The sequence below is a fragment of the Saccharopolyspora phatthalungensis genome (genome assembly GCF_014203395.1).
GTDB classification, from domain to species: Bacteria; Actinomycetota; Actinomycetes; order Mycobacteriales; family Pseudonocardiaceae; genus Saccharopolyspora; species Saccharopolyspora phatthalungensis.
Genome location: NZ_JACHIW010000001.1, coordinates 278,625 through 301,538, shown reverse-complemented (window position 1 = coordinate 301,538; position 22,914 = coordinate 278,625). Strand labels below are relative to the sequence as shown.

22 protein-coding genes and 1 pseudogene are annotated in these 22,914 nt (G+C 69.1%); 22 read left to right on the top strand and 1 reads right to left on the bottom strand.

Going from position 1 to position 22,914, the window contains the following annotated elements; all coding sequences use genetic code 11:
* Positions 1 to 86 precede the first annotated feature (86 nt).
* From BJ970_RS01200 to BJ970_RS01155, 10 genes are all read left to right on the top strand, one after another.
* A complete protein-coding gene (locus BJ970_RS01200) occupies positions 87 to 1,505 on the top strand; it encodes an amino acid permease (protein ID WP_184722486.1) in 1,419 nt (472 codons plus the stop codon).
* Positions 1,506 to 1,564: 59 nt separating this feature from the next.
* Positions 1,565 to 2,248 carry a ribulose-phosphate 3-epimerase gene (gene rpe / locus BJ970_RS01195; protein ID WP_184728805.1) on the top strand — a complete coding sequence of 228 codons (684 nt, stop codon included), beginning with the start codon at positions 1,565 to 1,567 and terminating at the stop codon, positions 2,246 to 2,248.
* A 55-nt stretch (positions 2,249 to 2,303) separates the two neighbouring features.
* Positions 2,304 to 3,326: a bifunctional diaminohydroxyphosphoribosylaminopyrimidine deaminase/5-amino-6-(5-phosphoribosylamino)uracil reductase RibD gene (gene ribD, locus BJ970_RS01190; RefSeq protein ID WP_184722483.1), complete on the top strand. Its 1,023-nt coding sequence runs from the start codon at positions 2,304 to 2,306 to the stop codon at positions 3,324 to 3,326.
* Positions 3,327 to 3,379: 53 nt separating this feature from the next.
* Positions 3,380 to 4,027, top strand: coding sequence for a riboflavin synthase (locus BJ970_RS01185; protein ID WP_184722480.1), 648 nt, complete (start codon positions 3,380 to 3,382; stop codon positions 4,025 to 4,027).
* Positions 4,027 to 5,325 carry a bifunctional 3,4-dihydroxy-2-butanone-4-phosphate synthase/GTP cyclohydrolase II gene (locus BJ970_RS01180; protein ID WP_184722478.1) on the top strand — a complete coding sequence of 433 codons (1,299 nt, stop codon included), beginning with the start codon at positions 4,027 to 4,029 and terminating at the stop codon, positions 5,323 to 5,325. The genes BJ970_RS01185 and BJ970_RS01180 overlap by 1 nt, the downstream gene beginning before the upstream one ends.
* Positions 5,322 to 5,819 carry a 6,7-dimethyl-8-ribityllumazine synthase gene (gene ribH / locus BJ970_RS01175; protein ID WP_184722476.1) on the top strand — a complete coding sequence of 166 codons (498 nt, stop codon included), beginning with the start codon at positions 5,322 to 5,324 and terminating at the stop codon, positions 5,817 to 5,819. Before BJ970_RS01180 ends, ribH begins: the two co-directional genes overlap by 4 nt.
* Complete coding sequence (locus BJ970_RS01170; RefSeq protein ID WP_184722474.1) at positions 5,816 to 6,265, top strand: PH domain-containing protein; 450 nt, start codon at positions 5,816 to 5,818, stop codon at positions 6,263 to 6,265. The genes ribH and BJ970_RS01170 overlap by 4 nt, the downstream gene beginning before the upstream one ends.
* 132 nt (positions 6,266 to 6,397) lie before the next feature.
* On the top strand, positions 6,398 to 7,177 hold the full coding sequence (locus tag BJ970_RS01165; RefSeq protein WP_376774981.1) for a nucleotidyltransferase domain-containing protein: 780 nt from the start codon (positions 6,398 to 6,400) through the stop codon (positions 7,175 to 7,177).
* Positions 7,178 to 7,294: 117 nt separating this feature from the next.
* Positions 7,295 to 8,317 (top strand): beta/alpha barrel domain-containing protein, encoded by a 1,023-nt coding sequence (locus BJ970_RS01160; RefSeq protein ID WP_184722472.1) that lies wholly within the window; start codon positions 7,295 to 7,297, stop codon positions 8,315 to 8,317.
* 406 nt (positions 8,318 to 8,723) lie between these two features.
* Complete coding sequence (locus BJ970_RS01155; RefSeq protein ID WP_184722470.1) at positions 8,724 to 9,803, top strand: glycoside hydrolase family 172 protein; 1,080 nt, start codon at positions 8,724 to 8,726, stop codon at positions 9,801 to 9,803.
* Positions 9,804 to 9,815: 12 nt separating this feature from the next.
* Here BJ970_RS01155 and BJ970_RS01150 read toward each other — a convergent pair whose 3' ends face one another.
* Complete coding sequence (locus tag BJ970_RS01150; RefSeq protein ID WP_184722468.1) at positions 9,816 to 10,751, bottom strand: MBL fold metallo-hydrolase; 936 nt, start codon at positions 10,749 to 10,751, stop codon at positions 9,816 to 9,818.
* An 84-nt stretch (positions 10,752 to 10,835) separates the two neighbouring features.
* On the opposite strand from BJ970_RS01150, the pseudogene BJ970_RS39820 reads away from it, so the two are divergent.
* From BJ970_RS39820 to BJ970_RS01095, 12 genes and pseudogenes are all read left to right on the top strand, one after another.
* Positions 10,836 to 11,023: pseudogene (locus BJ970_RS39820) on the top strand (hypothetical protein); the annotation flags it as partial.
* 526 nt (positions 11,024 to 11,549) lie between these two features.
* Positions 11,550 to 12,701 carry a helix-turn-helix domain-containing protein gene (locus BJ970_RS01145; protein WP_312864054.1) on the top strand — a complete coding sequence of 384 codons (1,152 nt, stop codon included), beginning with the start codon at positions 11,550 to 11,552 and terminating at the stop codon, positions 12,699 to 12,701.
* A gap of 267 nt (positions 12,702 to 12,968) precedes the next feature.
* Positions 12,969 to 15,032, top strand: coding sequence for an excinuclease ABC subunit UvrC (uvrC, locus tag BJ970_RS01140; protein WP_184722463.1), 2,064 nt, complete (start codon positions 12,969 to 12,971; stop codon positions 15,030 to 15,032).
* Positions 15,025 to 15,903 carry an RNase adapter RapZ gene (gene rapZ, locus BJ970_RS01135; RefSeq protein ID WP_184722460.1) on the top strand — a complete coding sequence of 293 codons (879 nt, stop codon included), beginning with the start codon at positions 15,025 to 15,027 and terminating at the stop codon, positions 15,901 to 15,903. The genes uvrC and rapZ overlap by 8 nt, the downstream gene beginning before the upstream one ends.
* Before the next feature lie 8 nt (positions 15,904 to 15,911).
* Positions 15,912 to 16,868: a gluconeogenesis factor YvcK family protein gene (locus BJ970_RS01130; protein ID WP_184728803.1), complete on the top strand. Its 957-nt coding sequence runs from the start codon at positions 15,912 to 15,914 to the stop codon at positions 16,866 to 16,868.
* Positions 16,859 to 17,845 carry a DNA-binding protein WhiA gene (whiA, locus tag BJ970_RS01125; protein WP_184722457.1) on the top strand — a complete coding sequence of 329 codons (987 nt, stop codon included), beginning with the start codon at positions 16,859 to 16,861 and terminating at the stop codon, positions 17,843 to 17,845. The genes BJ970_RS01130 and whiA overlap by 10 nt, the downstream gene beginning before the upstream one ends.
* 215 nt (positions 17,846 to 18,060) lie before the next feature.
* Entirely contained in the window at positions 18,061 to 19,071 is a 1,011-nt protein-coding gene (gap, locus tag BJ970_RS01120; protein ID WP_184722455.1) for a type I glyceraldehyde-3-phosphate dehydrogenase, read from the top strand.
* 350 nt (positions 19,072 to 19,421) lie between these two features.
* Positions 19,422 to 20,624 carry a phosphoglycerate kinase gene (locus BJ970_RS01115; RefSeq protein WP_184722452.1) on the top strand — a complete coding sequence of 401 codons (1,203 nt, stop codon included), beginning with the start codon at positions 19,422 to 19,424 and terminating at the stop codon, positions 20,622 to 20,624.
* The gene (gene tpiA / locus BJ970_RS01110; RefSeq protein ID WP_184722449.1) at positions 20,625 to 21,410 is read left to right on the top strand and encodes a triose-phosphate isomerase; all 786 of its coding nucleotides are present in this window, start codon (positions 20,625 to 20,627) and stop codon (positions 21,408 to 21,410) included.
* Positions 21,411 to 21,634: 224 nt separating this feature from the next.
* Positions 21,635 to 21,868: a preprotein translocase subunit SecG gene (gene secG, locus BJ970_RS01105; protein ID WP_184722446.1), complete on the top strand. Its 234-nt coding sequence runs from the start codon at positions 21,635 to 21,637 to the stop codon at positions 21,866 to 21,868.
* Positions 21,869 to 21,923: 55 nt separating this feature from the next.
* Positions 21,924 to 22,268: an RNA polymerase-binding protein RbpA gene (locus BJ970_RS01100; protein WP_184722443.1), complete on the top strand. Its 345-nt coding sequence runs from the start codon at positions 21,924 to 21,926 to the stop codon at positions 22,266 to 22,268.
* 204 nt (positions 22,269 to 22,472) lie between these two features.
* Positions 22,473 to 22,895, top strand: a complete 423-nt coding sequence (locus tag BJ970_RS01095; RefSeq protein ID WP_184722442.1) for a YciI family protein — start codon at positions 22,473 to 22,475, stop codon at positions 22,893 to 22,895.
* Positions 22,896 to 22,914 lie beyond the last annotated feature (19 nt).

Sequence of the window (22,914 nt, the reverse complement as noted above, 5' to 3'; positions counted from 1 at the left end):
ACCGATATGCCGACCGCTCCCGTCGCGTCGTAAGGTGCTCGTCGCACACCGACAGGTGGTGCGCGACGAGGGGGAGGCACAGCACAGTGGCACAGGAGATCGCACCGGGACCGCAATCCGGGCTGCGCAGGGATCTCTCCGGCCGCCAGGTCGGCATGATCGCCGTCGGTGGCGCCATCGGAACCGGGTTGTTCCTCGGCTCGAGCCTGGCCATCTCGATCGCGGGTCCGGCCGTGATCGTCGCCTACGCGGTGGCCGCGCTCGCCGTGCTCGCGCTGGCCTTCGCGCTGGCCGAGATGATCGTGGTGCACCCCGACGCCGGTGGCTTCGGCGCGATCATCCAGCGCTACCTCGGCGGCCTCGCCGGTTTCGTCTCGCGCTGGATGTACTGGGCGGCGCAGGTGGTCAACGTCGGCAGCGAGGTCATCGCGGCCGGGCTGTACCTCCAGTTCTGGTACCCCCAGCTGCCGCTGTGGATGCCGGTGGTGGGCTTCTCGGTGCTGATGCTGGCGATCAACGTCGCCGCCGTGCGCTTCTTCGGGGAGTTCGAGTACTGGTTCGCGATGATCAAGGTCGTCACGATCGTGGTGTTCGTGGTCCTCGGAGTGGTCTACATCGTGTTCGGCCTGCCGGGTCACCCGCCCGTCGGGGCCGGTGCGCTGACCGAGCACGGTGGGTTCTTCCCCAACGGCATCGGAGCGGTCTGGCTGGCGCTGGCGGTGGTGACCTTCTCGTACCTGGGTACCGAGGCGGTGTCGATGACCGCGGCCGAGTCGCGCAACCCGGGCCGGGATGTGCCTCGCGCGGCGCGCAACACGGTGCTGCGGCTGGCCCTCTTCTACGTCCTCGGGATGCTCGTGGTGGTCTCGATCCTGCCCTGGGACCAGGCGTCTTCTTCCGGCGACGTCAGGGAGAGCCCGTTCGTGCGGCTGTTCAGCCTGGTGGGCATTCCCGCCGCAGCCGGGATCATGAACTTCGTGGTGCTTACCGCCGCCCTTTCCGCGATGAACACGAACCTGTACCTCGCCGCGCGCATGACCCACTCGCTGGCCCTGGACGGCCACGCGCCGAAGTGGTTCGCCGTGCTGAGCCGCAACGGGGTGCCGGGGCGGGCGCTGGTGCTCTCCGCGCTGGGGCTGGCGCTGGCCGCCTCGCTCGCGGTGTTCGCCGAGGACACGGCGTTCCCGATGATGCTGGGCATTGCGCTGTTCGCCGCGATCGTCGTGTACTTGATGATCTTCGCCAGCCAGTTGGCGTTCCGGCGGCGCCGTGCCGCCGACAGGCTGCCGCCTCCGCCGGTGCAGCTGCGGGGTACGCCGGTGACCACGGTGCTGGCCATGCTGTTCTTCGCCGCCGTGTTGCTGACCACGCCGTTCCTCGCGCCGTTCAGCATGGCCTGGAAGGCGGGCGTGCCGTTCGTCCTCGTGGTGTGCGCGGTGTACTACTTCGTCCGGCGCCGCGCGGCCAGAACCGAAACGGAGCGAGAGGTGCCCGTCACCGAGTAAGGGCGCTCCGCACCGGGTGGTACCTGGGATTTACACTCCCGCATGTGTCGAACCAGCCGATGATCGCGCCTTCCATCCTCTCCGCCGATTTCGCCCGCCTCGCCGACGAGATGGCCGCCGTGAACGGCGAGCCCGGGCGGCGCGCCGACTGGCTGCACGTGGACGTGATGGACGCGCACTTCGTGCCCAACCTGACCCTGGGCCTGCCCGTGGTCGAGTCGTTGCTGAAGGCGACCGACATCCCGGTCGACTGCCACCTGATGATCGACGACCCGGACCGCTGGGCCATCGGGTACGCCGAGGCCGGTGCCTACAACGTCACGGTGCACGTGGAAGCGGCCAAGGACCCGGTCGCCATCGCCAAGGACCTGCGCGCCGCCGGGGCGAAGGCCGGGCTCTCGGTCAAGCCGAACACCCCGCTGGACCCGTATGTCGAGGTGCTCAAGCACTACGACACGCTGCTGGTGATGTCGGTGGAGCCGGGCTTCGGCGGCCAGAAGTTCATCGCCGAGGTGCTGGACAAGGCCCGCAAGGCCCGCGAACTGGTCGACACCGGCCACCTCAACCTGGTGGTGGAGATCGACGGCGGCATCAACGCCGACACCATCGAGCAGGCAGCCGAGGCCGGGGTGGATTGCTTCGTGGCCGGGTCCGCGGTGTACAACGCGGCCGACCCGGCCAAGGCGGTCGAGGCGCTGCGAGCCAAGGCCGCACCGAACTTCGCCCATGCCAGGGCCCATTGATTTCCCTTGACATCGACCGGATCTTCGGTCGGCGCGGTTGAGCGGGAGGAAACCGATGGCCGCTCATCCCGAAGAGCACGCGATGCGCACCGCGATCGCGGCCAGCGAGCGGGTGCGCGGCACGACCAGCCCCAATCCGCCAGTGGGATGCGTGGTGCTGGACGCCGAGGGCGAGGTCGTCGGCGTCGGCGCGACGCAGCCGCCGGGCGGGCCGCACGCGGAGATCGTCGCGCTCCGCGCGGCGGGTGAGCGGGCCCACGGCGGCACCGCCGTGGTCACGCTGGAGCCCTGCGCGCACATCGGCCGGACGCCACCTTGCGCGGATGCCCTGCGTGCGGCCGGGATCGCACGTGTGGTGCACGCGGTTTCCGATCCCAATCCGGCGGCCGCCGGCGGCGCCGGGGTGCTGCGCGCCGCGAACATCGATGTCCACAGTGGTCTGCTGGCCGATGAGGTGACGTCCGGCCCGCTGCGGGCCTGGCTGCACTTCGCCCGAACCGGGCGGCCGCACGTGACCTGGAAGTACGCGGCCACATTGGACGGTCGATCGGCCGCCGCGGACGGCACCAGCAAGTGGATCAGCTCCGCCGAGTCGCGCGCCGAGGTGCACCGGATCCGCGCGCGGATGGACGCGATCATCGCGGGCACTGGCACGGTCCTCGCCGACGACCCGCACCTGACCGCCCGCACGCCCGAAGGTGCGCTGGCTACCCGGCAGCCGCTGCGCGTCGTCGTCGGCGACCGCGAGATCCCGCGCCACGCCAAGGTCTTCGACGATGCCGCGGAAACGATCCAGCTGCCCGGCGGCGACCCGGCCGCGGTGCTTGCCGCCCTCGCCGACCGCGGCATCGTCGACGTGCTGCTGGAAGGCGGCCCCCGGCTCGCCGGCGCGTTCGTGGCCGCCGGCTGCGTGGACCGGGTGCTCGCCTACATCGCCGCGATGCTGTTCGGCGCTGGACCGGCCGCCCTCGGCGAAGCGGGAGTGGCAAGCATCTCGCAGGCATGGCGGTTGCGGGTGGAAGAGACGACGATGAGTGGCCCGGACATCCGGGTGAGCGCGGTCCCGCGGGGCCGCTGACCGGGGCGGCGCGCGGGCGACGAGGCCCGCCAGGCAGTGCGAGGAGGCAGCAGGTGTTCACCGGGATCGTCGAGGAACTCGGCACCATCGAGGCGTTCGAGCCGTTGTCCGACGGCAGCCGATTGACTATCTCCGGGCCCGTGGTGACCGAAGACGCCAAGCACGGCGACTCGATCGCCGTCAACGGCGTCTGCCTGACCGTGGTCACCGTCGGGGACGGACGGTTCACCGTGGACGTGGTGGCCGAAACGCTGCGCCGCTCCGCGCTGAAGGGCATCGCGACCGGCGACCGGGTCAACCTGGAGCGCGCGATGGCCCTCGGCGAGCGACTCGGCGGCCACATCGTGCAGGGCCACGTCGACGGCACCGCGGTGCTGCGCGGCACCGACGCCGACGGGCTCACCCGCTTCGAACTGCCGCGGCGGCTGTCCCGCTACCTGGTGGAGAAGGGCTCGATCACCGTCGACGGGGTGTCGCTGACCGTGGTCGACGCGGGGGAGGCGGAGTTCACCGTCGCGCTGATCCCCACCACCAAGGAGGTGACCACGCTGGGCCTGCGCGAGCCGGGTGACGAAGTGAACATCGAGGTGGATGTGCTGGCCAAGCACCTCGAACGGCTCGCCGCGGCGCAGCTGGCCGAAAGGGCCCATGGTGCGCAGGCCCGTTCGGGGGACAATGGCGGCGTCAGGGAGGCGCGGTGATGAACCCCGAGTACGAGGTTGCGGACACGGTGAGCACGGACAGGTTCGACAGCATTGAGCGCGCGTTGGCCGACATCGCGGCCGGGCGTCCGGTGATCGTGGTAGACGACGAGGACCGTGAGAACGAAGGCGATCTGATCTTCGCGGCCGAGCGGGCGACGCCCGAGCTGGTGGCGTTCATGGTCCGCTACACCTCCGGCTACATCTGCGCCGGGCTCACCGGTGAGGACTGTGACCGCCTCGACCTGCCCCCGATGTACTACTGGAACCAGGACCGCAAGGGCACGGCCTACACCGTCACGGTCGATGCCGCCGACGGCGTGGGCACGGGCATCTCCGCCGCCGACCGCGCGACGACGTTGCGGGTCCTGGCCGGCCGGGAGTCCACCGCCAAGGACCTCACCCGGCCCGGTCACGTGGTGCCGCTGCGCGCCCGCGAGGGCGGCGTGCTACGCCGTCCCGGCCACACCGAAGCGGCGGTGGACCTGGCCCGCCTCGCCGGGTTGCACCCCGCCGGAGCGCTGTGCGAGATCGTCAGCCAGAAGTCCGAAGGCGATATGGCGCGGCGCGACGAGCTGGAGGTCTTCGCCGAGGAGCACGACCTGGCGCTGATCACCATCGCCGACCTGATCGCTTACCGGCGCCGCTTCGAGAAGCAGGTGGTGCGCGTCGCCGAGGCCCGGATCCCCACCGCCCACGGCACCTTTCGCACCGTCGGCTACGACAGCACGATCGACGGCATCGAACACCTGGCCCTGGTGTACGGCGAGATCGGCGACGGCGAGGACATCCTGGTGCGGGTGCACTCCGAGTGCCTGACCGGGGACGTGCTGGGCTCGCTGCGCTGCGACTGCGGTCCGCAGCTGGACGCGGCGCTGGCCCAGGTCGCCGAGGCCGGTCGCGGCGTGGTGCTCTACATGCGCGGGCACGAAGGACGCGGCATCGGGCTGATTCACAAGCTGCAGGCATACCAGCTGCAGGACGACGGCGCGGACACGGTGGATGCCAACGTCGCGCTGGGCATGCCGGTCGACAGCAGGGACTACGGCCAGGGGGCGCAGATCCTGTGCGACCTGGGCGTGAAGTCGATGCGGCTGCTCACCAACAACCCGGCCAAGCGGGTCGGCCTGGAGGGCTACGGGCTGCGGATCGTGGACCGCGTGCCGCTGCCGATCCGCCCGAACCCGGAGAACATCCGCTACCTGCGCACCAAGCGCGACCGGATGGGGCACGTGCTGGACAATCTCGACGACGGCGAGGACTCGTCGATCAACGGCGAGACTGGAGTGACGGCATGAGTGGTGAGGGGCGGCCGCGGATCAGCGTGCCGAAGGCGGGTGACCTGCGGCTGGGCATTGCCGCGATCCGCTGGCACGAGCGGCTCGTCGAGCAGATGCTCTCCCGCGCACTGGCGGCGGCCAAGGAGGCGGGCATCGCCGAGCCGACCGTGGTGCGGGTGCCCGGTTCGATCGAGCTGCCGGTCGTTTGCCAGCAGTTGGCGCACCAGCACGACGCCGTGGTCGCACTCGGTGCGGTGATCCGCGGTGGCACCCCGCATTTCGAGTACGTCTGCGACTCGGTCACCCAGGGCCTGACCCGGGTGGCGCTGGACGAATCCACGGCCGTCGGCAACGGCGTACTGACGTGCGACACCATGCAGCAGGCCGAGGGCCGGGCCGGGTTCGCCGACTCGGTGGAGGACAAGGGGTTCGAGGCCACCGCCGCGGCGCTGGAGACCGCACTGCTGCTGCGGGAGCTGCGCGGCTGGGACAGCGAGCGAGGGTTCCTGTGAGCGAGGAGCGCGTGGAGGTCCGGCCGCGGAAGGTGCGGCGGGTGGCGATCCCGATCGCGGTCGCGCTGGTGCTGGTGTTCGCCGTGGTCGCGACGCTGCTGCGGAACACGCCGACCGGCGCGGTGTTCTCGGTGTCCGACCAGGTTGCGATGGGGTTTCTGGGCGTGCTGCTGGCCGGCGGCGTGATGCTGCTGACCCGGCCGCGATTGCGCGCGGACGCCGACGGCGTGGAGGTCCGCAACATCATCGGCACCCAGCGCTACTCCTGGCCGCTGGTGCAGGCCGTCAGCTTCCCGGATGGTGCCGCGTGGGCCCGGTTGGAGCTGCCGGAAGACGAGTACGTGCCGATCATGGCGATCCAGGCGGCCGACGGCGAGCGCGCGGTGACCGCGATGCGCCGGCTTCGCGAACTCCGCCGCGCGGTGGGTCGGCACCAGGGCACCTGATGTGGTGCGATTTCAAGTGAAATCGCCGCGTTCTTCTGGCCTCCGGTCGTGGATTCCTGACGGTGACTTCGGCGGTGACTTCGGCGGTGACTTCGGCGATGCTGCCTACGCTGCCGAAGGAGTCTGATCACTGTGCCGGACGATGCCGAATTCGAAGCCCGTGTCGCGGACCGCTTGGCCGGCCTGCCGGGGGTGCGGGCGGTGAGCCTCGGGGGCTCGCGAGCCCAGGGAACCCACCGCACCGACAGCGACTGGGACTTCGCGATCTACTACCGCGGCCCGTTCGAGCCGCAGGACCTGCGCGACATCGGGTGGCCCGGCGAAGTCTCCGAGCTCGGCGGCTGGGGCGGTGGCGTGTTCAACGGGGGTGCCTGGCTGCGAATCGAAGGCCGCCACGTCGACATCCACTACCGAGATCTCGACGTGGTGGAGCACGAGCTCGCCGAGGCCCGCGCGGGCCGGTTCGAGTGGCAGCCGTTGATGTTCCACCTGGTCGGCATCCCGAGCTACCTGGTGGTCGCCGAACTGGCGATCAACCGGGTGCTGCGCGGCGAGTTGCCGCGCCCGGAATACCCGGACGCGCTGCGCAAGTCCGCGCCGCCGGTCTGGTGGGAGCGGGCGTCGATGACATTGGGCTACGCGCGGGCTAACCACGCGCCTCAAGGTCGGCTCGCCGAGACCGCCGGCGCGATCGTGCAGGCCGCCTGTCAGGCGGCGCACGCGGTCCTCGCGGCCCGGGGCGAGTGGGTCACCAACGAGAAACGCTTGCTGCTGCGGGCGGGGCTGCGCGACATCGACCGGGTCATCGCCGGGCTGACCCCGGACTCGCTGATCGCGGCGGTCGACGAAGCGCACGCCAGGTGCGACGGACGCGGCGATTTCCATGGAAATCAACGAGCCGATAGCCATTGACATCGCCCGGTTCGGGTTCGCACCCGCCGACGGTACGCGCGAACCCGGCTCGGTGTACTGCTCCGGGTGAGGGACAATGGGACTCGACGGCGCCGCGACGTCGGGTAGGAGGAGATCGTGAGCGTAGCCCAGGAGCGCAACCTACGGTTGGTGCGAGACGTCCCGTCCGAGCTCGGCGTGCGGCTCGGCGACATCAGACTGCGCAACCGCCTGGTGACCTCGTCCAGCCTGCTCGGTTACGGCGTGGCCAACGCGAAACTGGTGCCCTACGGCATGAGCCCGATCTCGCAGTTCGTGCCGCTGTCCCGCTTCGGCGGTGTCACCACCCGCACGCTCACCGTCGAGCCCCGCGAGGGGCACTTCACCACCCGCGACGTGTGGCCGCTGCACGAACTGCCCGCACTGATCAAGCGCTACGGTCAGGCGTTGCGGCAAGTCGACGGCGGCTGGCTCAACGCCTTCGGCTGGTGCAATGTCGGGATCGACGCCTACCTGCGCGACTACTACCCGCGCACCCGCGAGCAGAACACCATCGTCTCCGTCGGCGGCTTCTCCGCCGAAGAGTTCGTCACGCTGGTCGACAAGGTCAACGCCGCGGTGCCGGCCGGCGAGATCGCCGCGGTGGAGTTCAACGTCTCCTGCCACAACGTCAACTTCGACTTCAACCAGATCATCGAATCGGTGCTGGCCGAGGCGGTGCCGCGCAGCAACCATCCGGTGATCCTGAAGCTGTCGCCGGATTACGACTACCTCGGGCACGCCCGGCTGGCCGCCCGGCACGGGGTGTCCGCGCTGACCGCGATCAACACCGTCAAGGGCCTGCGGCTGGACCCGAACACCGGGCAGCCGCTGCTGAAGAACGGCTTCGGCGGGCTTTCTGGCCGCGCGATCAAGCCGATCGGCCTGCGGGTGGTCAAGGAGCTGCGGGACGCCGGGGTGACGCTGCCGATCATCGCCACCGGCGGCATCCGCAGCTTCGACGACTGCCGCGAATACTTCTGGGCCGGTGCCGACGCGGTCAGCCTGGGCAGTGCCAGCTGGTTCGCCAGCTACCCGGGCTATGCCCTCTCGCCGTTCTACGGCGCCCGAATCCGGAACCTGTTGCGCCGCATCGAGAACTACGAACCCCCAGCGCGCTGACCCGGCGGCGCGACCCGGCGTAGACCGGCGAGGGGATCCACTGCGTGCCTTCGAGCGATCGACCGGCTGCCTGATGGAGCTGATCGATGACCGTTTCTGGCAGGCAAGAAGTGCCCGCAGTGTCCTTCTCTGGTCCACAGTAGACACCTGGGTGCGTGATGCGGCGGCCGGATCTTTCGCACGCCGCAGGCGGTGGCCGATCCCCAGGCGGGTCCACGACGGCTGGCCGGACGTGGCTGCGTTGAGCCATTCGCCGCTGTTCCAACACTGCCGAAGGGAATCGGAACGGCCTGCGGCCCCGGCGCATAGCAATTGACTTGCTATGTCGGGAAAAACCGGCATCTGGCCGTCCGGCGCGTGGTAGAACGTGATCGGGAATACCGGCAGTACCACTGGGGAGGTTTTCTTGTCCGGATACGGATCGTTCGGTAGCAGCTTGCGGGATCTGCCCCGGCTGCGGCAGACCCGGCGCGGCAGGGTATCCAGCTGGGACCGCAGCGGGGGCAACAGCGACAACATCCGCATCGAGCCGGGCGAAACCCGGGAATTAGCCGACATTTCCGGACCCGGCGTGATCACCCACATCTGGTGCACCGTCGCCGTCGACCACCTCGGGCAGCGGGCCGAGGTCGAGGGCGACTACCTGCGGCGGCTCGTCCTGAAGATCACCTGGGACGACTCGTCGCATCCGGCCGTGCTCGTGCCGCTGGGGGACTTCTTCGGCATGGGGCACGGCCGCAGCGCCAACTTCGCGTCCGCACCGCTGCAGATGAGCCCGCAGGACGGCAAGGGATTCAACTGCTGGTTCGCGATGCCCTTCGCCGGGCGGGCCAAGTTCGAGCTGATCAGCGAGATGAGCATCAAGCCCGTGACGTTCTACTTCTACATCGACTACGAGACCTACGGCGAGGCAGACGCGGATCTCGGCTACTTCCACGCGCAGTGGCGCCGGCAGAACCCAACCGACGGCGTCGACCAGGGCGACCAGAGCAACGACGAGTTCCTCTTCGGCGGCACCAACACCGACGGCGCGGGCAACTACGTGCTGCTGGAGGCCGAGGGGCGCGGGCACTATGTCGGCACCGTGCTCAACGTGCAGAACCTCCGCCACACCACCGATTGGAACTGGTACGGCGAGGGCGACGACATGTTCTTCATCGACGGCGAACCCTGGCCGCCGAGGCTGCACGGCACCGGCACCGAGGACTACTTCAACACCGCGTGGTGCCCGACCCAGCAGTACCAGGCGCCCTACCACGGGCTCACCATGCCGGGCGGGCCGAACTGGAGCGGGCAGGTGTCCTACTACCGGTTCCACGTCGAGGACCCGGTGGTCTTCGATCGGTCCATCAAGGTCACCATCGAGCACGGGCACGCCAACAAGCGCTCCGACGACGTCTCATCGGTGGCGTACTGGTACCAGACCCTGCCGGCGCTGCCGATAACCCTCGTCCCGGTCGCCGAGCGCCTAGTCTGCCCGCTGTAGGGCGCTCATTGCCTAGACCACGCAGCGGAGGGGGCCGCCGTTGTAGGTGACCGCGTCGGTGAACGCCGCGACGAGGTCGGGTTCGGTGTCGTCGATGTCGGAGTAGGCGCGGTGCAGGTTGAGGACGATGCGTTCGCGCTCCGGCCACGACGCGAATTCGCCCAGGTCGCACCGCTCGGCCGCCTCCAGCGGAGTGAGGCCGTCGGTGCGGGCCTGGCGGGCCGTGTCCAGGACGAACCGGTAATAGCGGGCGTGGTCTTCGAGTACCCGCGGGAGCGCCGAGCCGGGCAGGGTCGCGCCGTGCCCGGGCACCACCGTCGCGGCCGGGTAGCCGGCCAGCCAGTCCAGCGCCTTCAGCGCGCCCTCCAACGAGCCCGAGATCACCAGCGGCGTGAGGCCGTGGAAGATCAGGTCCCCGGCGAACAGCACGCCCGCGTCCGGCACCCAGGCCACCACGTCGCCGGCGCTGTGCGCGGCGTATCCGGGGTGGTGCAGTTCGATCCGGCGGTCGCCGCTGTGCAGCGTCAGCGAGTCCCGCAGCACCACCGTCGGTGCGCGGTGTTCGGTGATGCCCCACTCCGGCGACGGCTCCCACACCGGTGGCGGATCCGTGAGCATCGGGTCGGACAGGATGCCCTCGCGAGTCGCCTCGTGTCCGATGAGGACGGTCGAGTCGGGCAGCAGGGCGTTGCCGTGCGTGTGGTCGCCGTGCGGGTGGGTGTTCACCGCGAACCGGATCGGCGCGTCCCCGGCGGCGACGCGCACCGCATCGAGGAAAAGCTGGGTGCGCTGGGCGGTCGCGCAGGTGTCGATTAGCACGATTCCGCCGTCACCGAGCACCGCCCCGGCGTTGTTGACCCACCACGAACCGTCCGGCTGTACCCACGCATGCACGCCCGGGGCGACCTCGGACAGCGTCGCGCGTTCGGGACGGGCGTTCTCGTTCACGGCTGACCTCCCAGTACGGCGCAATTCCTGATCGAGCAACGTGATCACGGCTCCACCCAGTGTGCCCCTTCGCCGCTCCGGCGTCTGTTGCTGCGGGTGTTTTCCGGGCGCACCTGCTCCGGCGGTGTGTTCAAGCGCTACTCGCAGATCGGCCGTCCGTGTCTGCTTGGTTACATCGGTAAGTGTTCGGCGCCCTGCGCCGGTCGGGTCAGCGCCGAGGGGCACCGGTCGATCGTCGACGACTCTGCGACTTCCTAGCGGCCGACACCGATCACCAGAATGGCGGCAGGGGTGCGGAGCGGCCAAATGCCGCATCGCGGTCGGCGGCAAGGTAAGGGGCCTTTTTGTGTTTCAGGGGCGTAACCGTATGCTCGTTGTTGTCCGAGCGGTAGCGGTAGATTCGGAGCCTGCCTGCTAGCCGAGATATTCTGATTCGGATACAGCGAAAGACCCCCTCCGCAAGTGAACTTCTCCCCGGAAGTTGGACTGAGAAATTCAGTTCCGACTTCCGGGGGCCACTTCAGGTTTGGAGGGGCTCTTTGTGGTTCAGAACCCCTCCCGGATTGCTGGTAGACGATCCCGAAGGACTCGGGTTAGATCCCAGTGGTTTTGCTCCAGGACTGCATCGCCCACAGCAACACCTACCTAGTGCCGTCCGTTTGGGTGAGCGGGGCGGCCCGGCCGGGGGTTTGGCACCGGTTCGCTGCTGTCTCCGTTGACGCAGCTTCCCGGTTTTTGCGAACCGGGCCCGCTCGGTACCCACACTGATCAGCTGCCGCTATCTTGGGAAGTGGATAAATGTTGACAGGGGTTTGCAGAGGGGGAGCCTTGGCCCATATGGGTGCCACACTCAGGGCGGCGCGCGAAGGCGCTGGAGTCAGTCTCCGCGAGATGTCGCAGCGAGTTCACATGGTTTCTTCATATTTGTCTCTGCTTGAGACCGGCAAGCGACCGGTACTCCACAAGCACATAAAGGCGTACGAACGGGCTCTAGGTGTGGAAGGACTGGCAGACGACATGGACAGGAGAACACTACTCACGGCGCTTGCCACAGCTGCGGCGAGTGAACCGCTGGCGCGGCTACTAGACGGGCTAGTCTCCCCCGGAGAAACCGGTCAAGTCGGTAGGATCGAGGTCGAGGCAGTCCAGGAATCGGCCCGGCATTTCTCGGCGATGGATCTCCAGTACGGAGGCAGAGTCGCGGCCGGTGTCGCGGGAGAGTCCCTGCGGTGGGCCGTCGGTCTTTTGGACCGGCCGATGACATCCGGTACCCGCAAGGCCCTGTATAGCGCCGTGGCGTCGCTCTCGGACCGGGTTGCGTGGTCTTTCCACGATTCCGGGCTTAAATACCAGACTGGGCGTCTGTCTGAGTTGGCGATCCGTACCGGCAATGAGGGAAACGATCCGACCCTTACCGCGCATGTCCGCCTTAACGTCTCCTTGTTCATGGAGACTCGACCAGTAGACGCGGCATCGATGCTTACAGGGGTTTACCAAGAGAGCCGGGTGCATCCGTTGGAGCGTGCCAACGTGGCCGCCGGGCTAGCTCGCCACCTTGGCAACGCGGGGAATGTGCGCGAAGCGCGGAATCTGCTGGGACTGGCTGAGGATCTGATTGGCAAGGAATACCCGGACGGGGTGCCCTCGTGGGCCGGGTTCCTGTCGGAACCGCACCTGTGCGCGATACTGGGCCACTCGTATAGAGCAATTGGGGAGTACAGCAAGGCCGCCGCGTACTATCAACAAACCCTCCTGGACTTCGGCCCTGAGAGGGGTCGAGGGAGGGTCATGGTCCTAACCCGTCTTGGTCTGGTCCGTCTAGCTCAGGGCAGGGTAGAGGACGCACGAGAGCAGGCAGACGCAGCGAGACAGGCAATGACCGCAGTCAACTCTGTACGGGCTCGGGAGGATCTGGACAAACTGACCCGTCGGCTCGATGAACTCGTGTAAGCCGATGAGGCTCTGACCTATGGATACGTGATTTAGAAAGCATCCACCACGAGCCGTCCGGCTGAACCCACGCATGCACGCCCGGGGCGATCTCGGACAGCGTCGCGTTCGGGACGGGCGTTCTCGTTCACGGCTGACCTCCCAGTACGGCGCAATTCCTGATCGAGAAACGTGATCACGGCTCCACCCACTGTGCCATGTCGGCACGCCCACGTCGGTCCGCCCACCGAGATCCAGGTGGTCGGGCCGCGCACGTAGGGTGGAGGCGTGGCCGATCCGTCCACCTACCGACCAGCGCCAGGCACGATCCCGGACGCCCCCGGCGTCTACCGGTTCCACGATGTCGGCGGCCGAGTGATCTACGTCGGCAAGGCGAAAAGCCTGCGCAGCAGGCTGTCGTCGTACTTCGCCGACCTCGCCGGACTGCATCCGCGGACCCGGCAGATGGTCACCACCGCCACCGGTGTGCAGTGGACCGTCGTCGGCACCGAGGTCGAGGCGCTGCAACTGGAATACTCCTGGATCAAGGAGTACGACCCGAAGTTCAACGTCCGCTATCGCGACGACAAGTCGTACCCGGTGCTGGCCGTCACGCTGCACGAGGAGTTCCCGCGCCTGCATGTCTACCGCGGCCCGCGCCGCAAGGGCGTGCGGTACTTCGGCCCGTACGCGCACGCTTGGGCGATCCGCGAAACACTCGACCTGCTGCTGCGGGTGTTTCCCGCACGCACCTGCTCCGGCGGGGTGTTCAAGCGCCACTCGCAGATCGGCCGCCCCTGCCTGCTCGGCTACATCGGAAAGTGCTCGGCGCCCTGCGTCGGCCGGGTCAGCACCGAGGAGCACCGGTCGATCGTCGACGACTTCTGCGACTTTCTGGCCGGACACACCGACCAGCTGATGCGCAAGCTGGACAAGCAGATGCAGGCGGCCTCCGCGGAGCTGGAGTTCGAGCGCGCCGCCCGGCTGCGTGACGATCTGGAGGCCCTGCGCCGCGCGATGGAGAAGCAGGCGGTGGTGCTCGGCGATGGCACCGACGCCGACGTGGTCGCCTTCGCCGAAGACGAGCTCGCCGCCGCCGTGCAGGTCTTCCACATTCGCGGCGGCCGGGTGCGTGGCCAGCGCGGCTGGGTCATAGACAAGGTCGAGGAAACCAAAACCGCCGCCCTCACCTCGCAGTTCCTTACCCAGTTTTACGGCGAGCAGGCGGCACTGGCCGACCAGGCCGACGCCGGCGGCAGCCCGGTACCGCGCGAGGTGCTGGTGCCCCAGTTACCCGAGGACACGGACGCGATCGCCGGATGGCTCAGCGAGCTGCGCGGTGCCCGGGTCAGCCTCCGGGTTCCGCAGCGCGGCGACAAACGTGCACTGATGGAGACCGTCGAGCGCAACGCTAAGGAATCCTTCCAGCAGTACAAGCTGCGGCGCGCCGGTGACCTGACCGCGCGTTCGGCGGCGCTGCAGGAGCTCCAGGAAGCGCTGTCGCTGGACACCGCGCCGCTGCGGATCGAGTGCATCGACGTCAGCCACGTGCAGGGCAGCGATGTGGTCGCGTCGCTGGTGGTGTTCGAGGACGGCGTGCCGCGCAAGTCCGAGTACCGCCGCTTCGAGGTCCGGGAGGGCGCCGCGGGCGGCGACGTCGGCTCCATCGACGAGGTGGTCCGCCGCCGTTTCCACCGCTACCTCAGCGAGACCGGCAAGGTCGGCGCCCAGCCGGCGCAGTCGGGCTCCGGGCCGGTCGACCCCCGGGTGGACCAGGCCGGTTCGGGTCCGGTCGGCGCGGCGATCGATCCGGAGACCGGCCGCCCGCGCAAGTTCGCCTACCCGCCCAACCTGCTGGTGATCGACGGTGGCGCGCCGCAGGCCAACGCCGCCGCCGACGCGCTGACCGAGCTCGGCATCACCGACGTCGCGGTGATCGGGCTGGCCAAGCGGCTGGAGGAGGTCTGGCTGCCCGCCGACCCCGACCCGGTGATCCTGGCGCGCACCAGCGAGGCGCTCTACCTGCTGCAACGGGTCCGCGACGAGGCGCACCGGTTCGCCATCAGCTACCACCGCGCGAAGCGCGCCAAGCGCATGACAAGCTCCACATTGGACGCGATTCCGGGACTGGGCGAAACTCGCCGTGCGGCGTTGCTCAAGCACTTCGGTTCGGTGCGCAAGGTGCGCCAGGCAGGGGTGGACGAGATCGCCGCGGTGCCCGGGATCGGCCGCCGCACCGCCGAGACCGTGCACTCGGCGCTGGCGGCCGACGGGGGAGCCGGGCCACGCCCGGTGCCGGACGACCGGGCCGAGCCCGGCGCCGACAACGCTGAAGGGGAGAGCAGTGACTGAGGAGCAGTCGGGCATCGAGGTCGCCGTGGTCAGCGGCCTGTCCGGGGCGGGGCGCAGCACCGCGGCCAAATGCCTGGAAGACCTGGGCTGGTTCGTGGTGGACAACCTGCCGCCGGAGCTGATCGCCACGATGGTGGAGCTGGGCGCGCGTTCCAGCGGCGCGGTCACCCGTGTCGCGGTGGTGATGGACGTGCGCAGCCGCGCGTTCACCGAGGACCTTGGCGCGGTCATCAAGGACCTCGACGCCCGCGGCTACAAGCCGAAGGTGCTGTTCCTGGAGGCCACCGACGAGGTGCTGATCCGCCGCTTCGAGCAGGTGCGGCGCGGGCACCCGTTGCAGGGCGAGGGGCGGCTGGCCGACGGGATCGCCGCGGAGCGGTCGCTGCTGTCCAGGCTGCGGTCCGAGGCCGACCTGGTCCTGGACACCACCAGCCTTTCGGTGCACCAGCTGCGCGCCAAGATCGAGGACACCTTCGGCACCGAGGCGAGCACCCGCACGCGGGTCGCCGTGCTGTCCTTCGGATACAAGTACGGTCTGCCGATGGACGCCGACCTGGTGATGGACTGCCGGTTCCTGCCGAACCCGTTCTGGATCCCGGAACTGCGCGAGTTCAACGGACTCGATGACGAGGTCCGCAACTACGTCCTCGGTCAGGAGGGTGCGGAGGAGTTCCTGCAGAGCTACCAGCAGCTGTTGCGGTTGGTCGGGGCGGGCTACCACCGCGAGGGCAAGCGCTACCTGACACTGGCGCTGGGGTGCACCGGCGGCAAGCACCGCAGTGTGGCATTGGCCGAGGAGCTGGCCCGCCGCCTGGCCGGGGACGACGGGATGATGGTCAAGACGGTGCACCGGGACCTGGGGCGCGAGTGAGTGCCCCGCTGCGCGCGGTCGCGCTCGGGGGCGGACACGGCCTACAGGCGACGCTGTCGGCGCTTCGCCGGATCACCTCCGAGGTGACGGCGGTGGTGACGGTGGCCGACGACGGCGGGTCGTCCGGCCGGCTGCGCCGCGAACTGGGCATGCTGCCGCCCGGCGACCTGCGCAAGGCGCTCGCCGCGCTCGCCGACACCGACACCGACGGTCAGCTGTGGTCGACGGTGTTCCAGCACCGCTTCGGCGGCAGCGGCGCCCTCGCCGGACATGCCGTGGGCAACCTCGTGCTGGCCGGGCTGCTCGAAGTGCTGGGCGATCCGGTCGAGGTGCTGGACCGGGCGTGCCGGCTGCTCGGCGTGCAGGGCCGGGTGCTGCCGATGTCGACGGTGCCGTTGGACATGGCCGCCGACGTCGTCGGGCTGGACTCCGATCCCGACGCGATCCGCACGATCCGGGGGCAGGTGGCCATCGCGAGTACGCCCGGACGTGTGAAACAGATCCGTTTGCACGCGAACGGTGGAGAGCGACCCACGGCCTGCCCGCAGGCCGTCCGGGCGGTGTCGGACGCCGATCTGGTGTTGCTCGGCCCCGGTTCGTGGTTCACCAGCGTGCTGCCGCACGTGCTGGTCCCGGAGCTGCACGAGGCGCTGGTGACCACCGCCGCACGCCGCGTCGTGGTGCTCAACCTCGTCCCGCAACCGGGGGAGACAGCGGGCTTCTCCCCCGAACAACATCTCGACGTACTCTCGCAACACGCACCCCGGCTGCGGGTCGACGCGGTATTGGCCGACGCCGACTCGGTGCCCACCCCGGACCGGCTTCGCGCTGCGGCCACCGCGCTGGGTGCGCAGACTCTGCTGGACAAGATCGCCGCGCCGGCCGTGCCGGGACGGCACGACCCGCGGGCGCTTGCGGCGAGCCTGCGGGCCGCACTGGAGAGGAGGACGGACCGGTGGCGATGACCGCGGCGGTCAAGGACGAGTTGAGTCGGTTGTCGGTGACGAAGACGTGCTGCCGACGGGCTGAGGTTTCCTCGTTGCTGCGCTTCGCCGGCGGGCTGCACATCGTCGCCGGCCGGGTGGTGATCGAGGCCGAGCTGGATAGCGGCTCAACGGCGCGGCGGCTCCGGAAGGAGATCCACGAGCTGTTCGGGCACCACTCCGATGTGCACGTGATCACCTCCGGCGGACTGCGCAAGGGCACCCGGTACGTGGTGCGGGTGGTCAAGGACGGCGAGGGCCTGGCGCGCCAGACCGGACTGCTCGACCCGCGCGGCCGGCCGGTTCGCGGCCTGCCCGCGCACGTCGTCTCCGGCGGCGCCTGCGATTCCGAAGCGGCCTGGCGTGGCGCTTTCCTGGCGCACGGCTCGCTCACCGAACCGGGCCGGTCCTCGTCGATGGAGGTCACCTGCCCGGGGCCGGAGGCGGCGTTGGCGCTGGTCGGTGCCGCGCGGCGGATCGGTGTGGCGGCGAAGTCGCGCGAGGTGCGCGGCGCGGACCGGGTGGTGGTCCGCGATGGCGACGCCATCGGCGCGCTGCTGACCCGGCTCGGCGCGCATTCCAGCGTGCTGGCGTGGGAGGAACGCCGGATGCGCCGCGAGGTGCGGGCTACCGCCAACCGGCTGGCGAACTTCGACGACGCCAACCTGCGCCGCTCGGCACGTGCCGCGGTCGCCGCGGCGGCGCGGGTGGAGCGGGCGCTGGAGCTGCTGGGCCCGACCGCTCCGGAGCATCTGACGGTGGCGGGCCGGCTGCGCCTGGCGCACCGGCAGGCGTCGCTGGAAGAGCTCGGCCAGCTCGCGGAACCGCCGATGACCAAGGACGCGGTGGCCGGTCGGATCCGGCGGCTGCTGGCGATGGCCGACAAGCGCGCGCGGGAACTCGGCGTCCCGGACACCGAATCCGCGGTGACGGCCGAGATGCTGGAAGCCGACGCCTGACCGGGCGTCGATTTCCATGGAAATCGACGCCCGAAACCCAGGACGCATCGGTTCCCCTGAAATCACCGGCCCCAGAACGACACCCCCGTATCGGGCAACGTGAGCTCCTGCGCCCGCCCGAATGCGATGGCTTCGACGGCAGATAGGGTGAGGCCGGACCCATCCACCTCACCCGCCCGCGTCGTCGGTCGGGTCAGTCACGAGGAGAGATCGGCGTGACCGTTCGCGTAGGTATCAACGGCTTCGGTCGGATTGGGCGGAACTTCTGGCGGGCCGCGACCGCCAGCGAGCACGACATCGAGATCGTGGCCGCCAACGACCTGGGCGATGTCGCGACCATGGCCCATCTGCTCAAGTACGACAGCATCCTCGGTCGCCTCGACCAGGAGGTGAAGGTCACCGGCGAGGGCATCGAGGTGGGCGGCAAGCTCATCAAGATCCTCGCCGAGCGCGACCCGGGCAAGCTGCCGTGGGGCGACCTTGACGTCGACGTCGTCGTGGAGTCCACCGGCTTCTTCACCAACGCCGCGGACGCCCGCAAGCACGTGGACGAGGGTGGCGCGAAGAAGGTCATCATCTCCGCCCCGGCCAAGGGCGAGGACCTGACCGTGGTGCTGGGCGTCAACGACGACAAGTACGACGGCTCGCAGACCATCATCTCGAACGCGTCCTGCACCACCAACTGCCTGGCCCCGATGGTCAAGGTGCTCAACGACACCTTCGGCATCGAGCAGGGCCTGATGACCACGGTGCACGCCTACACGGCGGACCAGAACCTGCAGGACGGCCCGCACAAGGACCTGCGCCGCGCCCGCGCCGCCGCAGTCAACGTGGTGCCGACCAGCACCGGTGCGGCCAAGGCCATCGGCCTGGTGCTGCCGGAGCTCAACGGCAAGCTCGACGGTTACGCGATGCGCGTGCCGGTGCCGACCGGCTCGGTCACCGACCTGACCGCGGCCGTGCAGAAGTCGACCTCGGTCGACGAGGTCAACGAGGCGTTCAAGACCGCCGCCGCCGACGGCAAGCTCAAGGGCATCCTCAAGTACAACGAGGACCCGATCGTCTCCAGCGACATCGTCACCGACCCGCACTCGACGATCTTCGATGCGCCGCTGACCAAGGTCATCGGCAACCAGGTCAAGATCGTCGGCTGGTACGACAACGAGTGGGGCTACTCCAACCGCCTCGCCGACCTGGTCGACCTCGTCGGTAAGAAGCTCTCTTGATCTGAAGACGGTTTTTCCAACCAAGACCCGAGTAGCGGTGCAAGTGGCGGAACCTCAGCGGCTTTCTCGACTCCGGGATCCCCGGCACACGTATGACCAATACGTCGTGGCGGGGCTGTCCTCGCGAGAAATCCGCTGAGACCCGCGGCGGTGCCGGTTGCGAGGGTGGGCCAAGCGGCAAGCCGCTTGCGGCAACTCGGACAGTTGGCGAGTCGGGCGTCGCGGTGGCGGTCTACCGCTGGAAGCGGCTTCGCCGCTTGAAAGCCAGTCTCCTTGAGACCCGCACGAGCTGAGCCGTTGAATCCGCCCCGGCTCGTGCGGGTTTTCCCGTAGCTATGCGAGGAGCAGACGTGAAGAACCTTGACGATCTGCTGTCCGAGGGCGTTCGGGGTCGGCGTGTCCTGGTGCGCGCCGACCTCAACGTGCCGCTGGACGGCGAGAAGATCACCGACGACGGCCGGGTGCGCGCGTCCCTGCCGACGATCCAGAAGTTGACCGAGGCCGGCGCCCAGGTGGTGCTGACCGCGCACCTGGGGCGGCCCAAGGGTGAGCCGGACCCGAAGTTCTCGCTGGCCCCGGTCGCCCGGCGGCTCGGCGAACTGCTCGGCGCCGATGTCGCGCTGGCCGCCGACCTGGTGGGCGACTCGGCGAAGTCGGTGGTCGCCGGGCTGACCGACGGCTCGGTCGCGCTGCTGGAGAACGTCCGCTTCGAAGCCCGCGAGACCAGCAAGGACGATGCCGAGCGCGGCGCGCTGGCCGACGAGCTGGCCGCGCTGGTCGGCCCGGACGCCGCCTTCGTCTCCGACGGTTTCGGCGTGGTGCACCGCAAGCAGGCGTCGGTCTACGACATCGCAAAGCGGCTGCCCGCCTACGCCGGCGGCCTGGTGCTCGCCGAGGTCGAGGTGCTGCGCACGCTCGCCGGCGACCCGAAGCATCCCTACGCGGTGGTGCTCGGCGGCTCGAAGGTCTCCGACAAACTCGGCGTCATCAAGGCGCTGCTGCCGAAGGTCGACAAGCTCCTCATCGGCGGCGGCATGGCGTACACGTTCCTGGCCGCGCAGGGCCACAACGTCGGCAACTCGCTGCTGCAGAAGGACCAGATCGAGTCCACCAAGCAGCTGCTGGCCGAGCACGGCGACAAGCTGGTGCTGCCGGTGGACGTGGTGGCCGCCGACCGCTTCGCCGCGGACGCCGACAAGCAAGTCGTGGCCGCCGACGCGATCCCGGCCGACTGGATGGGGCTGGATATCGGGCCGCGCACCGTCGAGCTGTTCGCCGGTATCCTCCGCGAGGCGCGCACGGTGTTCTGGAACGGCCCGACCGGGGTGTTCGAGTTCCCGGCGTTCGCCGCAGGCACCCGCGGCGTCGCGCAGGCCATCGTGGACTCCGACTCGTTCAGCGTGGTCGGCGGCGGCGACTCGGCCGCCGCGGTGCGGACCCTGGGTCTTGCCGAGGACGGCTTCTCGCATATCTCCACCGGCGGCGGCGCGTCGCTGGAATACCTGGAAGGCAAGGACCTGCCCGGAGTGGCCGTCCTGGAAGGTGAGCGCTGAATGGCCAGGCAGCCACTGATCGCCGGCAACTGGAAGATGAATCTGAACCACCTGGAGGCGATCGCCCTGGTGCAGAAGATCGCCTTCGCGTTGCCGGAGAAGTACTTCGCCAAGGTCGAGGTGGCGGTGCTCCCGCCGTTCACCGACATCCGCAGCGTGCAGACCCTGATCGACGGCGACAAGCTGCTGCTCAAGCATGGCGCGCAGGACATCTCCGAGCACGACTCCGGGGCTTACACCGGTGACGTGTCCGGGCCGATGCTGGCCAAGCTGGGGTGCACCTACGTCGTGGTCGGCCACTCGGAGCGCCGCGAATACCACGCCGAGACCGACGAGCTGGTCGGTAAGAAGGTGCGGGCCACCCTCAAGCACGGGATGTCGCCGATCCTGTGCGTCGGCGAGCAGCTCGGCGTGCGCGAGGCTGGCGGCCACGTCGAGCACTGCACGACCCAGCTGATCAACGCGCTCAAGGGCCTCAAGACCGAGCAGGTGCGCCAGGTCGTGGTGGCCTACGAGCCGGTGTGGGCGATCGGCACCGGCAAGGTCGCCACCGCCGCGGACGCGCAGGAGGTCTGCACCGCGCTGCGCGCGGCGTTGACCGAGAAGTACGGCAAGGAGATCGCCGACGACGTGCGGGTGCTCTACGGCGGCTCGGTTAAGTCGAGCAACATCGGCGATCTGATCGGTCAGCCGGACGTAGACGGCGCCCTGGTCGGCGGCGCGAGCCTCAACGGCGACGAGTTCGCCAAGCTCTCCGCCATGGCCGCGGGCGGCCCGCTGCCGTAGCGGTTTCGCCGCGACCGGACCGTTCGCTTCGGTGGCCGAGGCGAGCGGTCCGGTCGCTCGAACCCACCACCCGACCGGACCGGCACCCCTGCGTGACCTCGGTGGAGCGGTGTGAGAGCTTGTCAATGGCGCGGCGAAGCCGCGGCAAACGGGTGGACAGTGGTCAACTCGCTGTTTGCGGCCCGGTACGCTTGGTTGCGAACCGCTGTGCGAACGAGGACGTGATGACTCTTTTCCTGCAGATCATGCTGATCGTGACGAGTGTGCTGCTGGTGCTGCTGGTGCTGCTGCACCGGGCCAAGGGCGGCGGACTCTCCTCGCTGTTCGGCGGCGGTATGCAGTCCAACCTGGCCGGTTCCAGTGTGGCGGAGAAGAACCTCGACCGAATGACGTTGTTCGTCATCGCGCTGTGGGTCATCTCCATCATCGGCATCGGCCTGTTGATCAAGATCGGTTGATCGACCGGGCACCCAGCCGGTCGACGACCCCGGGCCGCTTTGTGGGTGAGGATGGATGACTGGTGGTAACGCCATTCGCGGCACTCGTGTGGGCTCGGGCCCCGCGGTAGGCGAATCGGAGCGGGGGGAAGCCGCGCCGCGCAAGCGGGTCGACTACTGGTGCGTCAACGGGCACCACAGCCGGCCGTCCTTCGCGATGGACGCCGAAGTGCCGGAGGAATGGGACTGCCCGCGCTGCGGACTGCCGGCGGGCCTGGACCAGGAGAATCCTCCCGAGGCGCGGCGGAATGAGCCGTACAAGAGTCACCTCGCGTATGTGAAGGAGCGGCGCAGCGACGCTGACGGGATGGCCATCCTGGAAGAGGCGCTGACCAAGCTCCGCGAACGCAAGGGCCGCTGAATCGGCGAACGGGGCCGGGCGGGCGAGCGATCGCCCACCCGGCCCCGTTCTTGTTCGCGGATCGTCGTTCCGGATCGTTGCGCGTGAGGGTCCGGCCAATTTGCGAAAGAAAATTCGGGAAAGGTGTCGATTTCTCGGTGGCTCGTTCGATGCGTTGGTGAGCGGCCGGAGAGACCGGGCGCGACGACGAGGGAGTGACCCACGATGCGATTCCTGATGGCGGTCATGGCCAATGCCGACAGCGAAGCCAACGTGATGCCCAGTCAAGAGGTCATCAAGGCGATGAGCGACTACAACGAGGAACTGGTCAAGGCGGGGGTGCTGCTGGCCGCCGAGGGCCTGCACCCGAGCTCCAAGGGGTTCCGGACCGAGATCACGACCGGCGGCGGGCGTGCCGTCGTGGACGGACCGTTCACCGAGACCAAGGAGCTGATCGCCGGGTTCTGGCTGCTCCAGGTCCGCTCTCGGGAGGAAATGCTCGAATGGGCCAAGCGGTGCCCGGCTCCGGTCACCGTGCGGGAGGTGTTCGACGCGGAGGATTTCGCGGCGGAGGTGCTGACTCCTGAAGAAGCCGAGCGCGAGCGGCGCATGCGCGAGGAATCGCGCAAGCAGGGCGGCGTCGGCTGATCCTGCTTGCCGCGACGGG

Excerpts from the sequence above, each read along its gene's own strand:
- rpe (WP_184728805.1), top strand. The coding sequence starts at position 1,565 with ATGATCGCGCCTTCCATCCTCTCCGCCGATTTCGCCCGCCTCGCCGAC.
- ribD (WP_184722483.1), top strand. The coding sequence starts at position 2,304 with ATGGCCGCTCATCCCGAAGAGCACGCGATGCGCACCGCGATCGCGGCC.
- BJ970_RS01180 (WP_184722478.1), top strand. The coding sequence starts at position 4,027 with ATGAACCCCGAGTACGAGGTTGCGGACACGGTGAGCACGGACAGGTTC.
- ribH (WP_184722476.1), top strand. The coding sequence starts at position 5,322 with ATGAGTGGTGAGGGGCGGCCGCGGATCAGCGTGCCGAAGGCGGGTGAC.
- BJ970_RS01145 (WP_312864054.1), top strand. The coding sequence starts at position 11,550 with ATGTTGACAGGGGTTTGCAGAGGGGGAGCCTTGGCCCATATGGGTGCC.
- tpiA (WP_184722449.1), top strand. The coding sequence starts at position 20,625 with ATGGCCAGGCAGCCACTGATCGCCGGCAACTGGAAGATGAATCTGAAC.
- secG (WP_184722446.1), top strand. The coding sequence starts at position 21,635 with ATGACTCTTTTCCTGCAGATCATGCTGATCGTGACGAGTGTGCTGCTG.
- BJ970_RS01100 (WP_184722443.1), top strand. The coding sequence starts at position 21,924 with ATGACTGGTGGTAACGCCATTCGCGGCACTCGTGTGGGCTCGGGCCCC.
- BJ970_RS01095 (WP_184722442.1), top strand. The coding sequence starts at position 22,473 with ATGCGATTCCTGATGGCGGTCATGGCCAATGCCGACAGCGAAGCCAAC.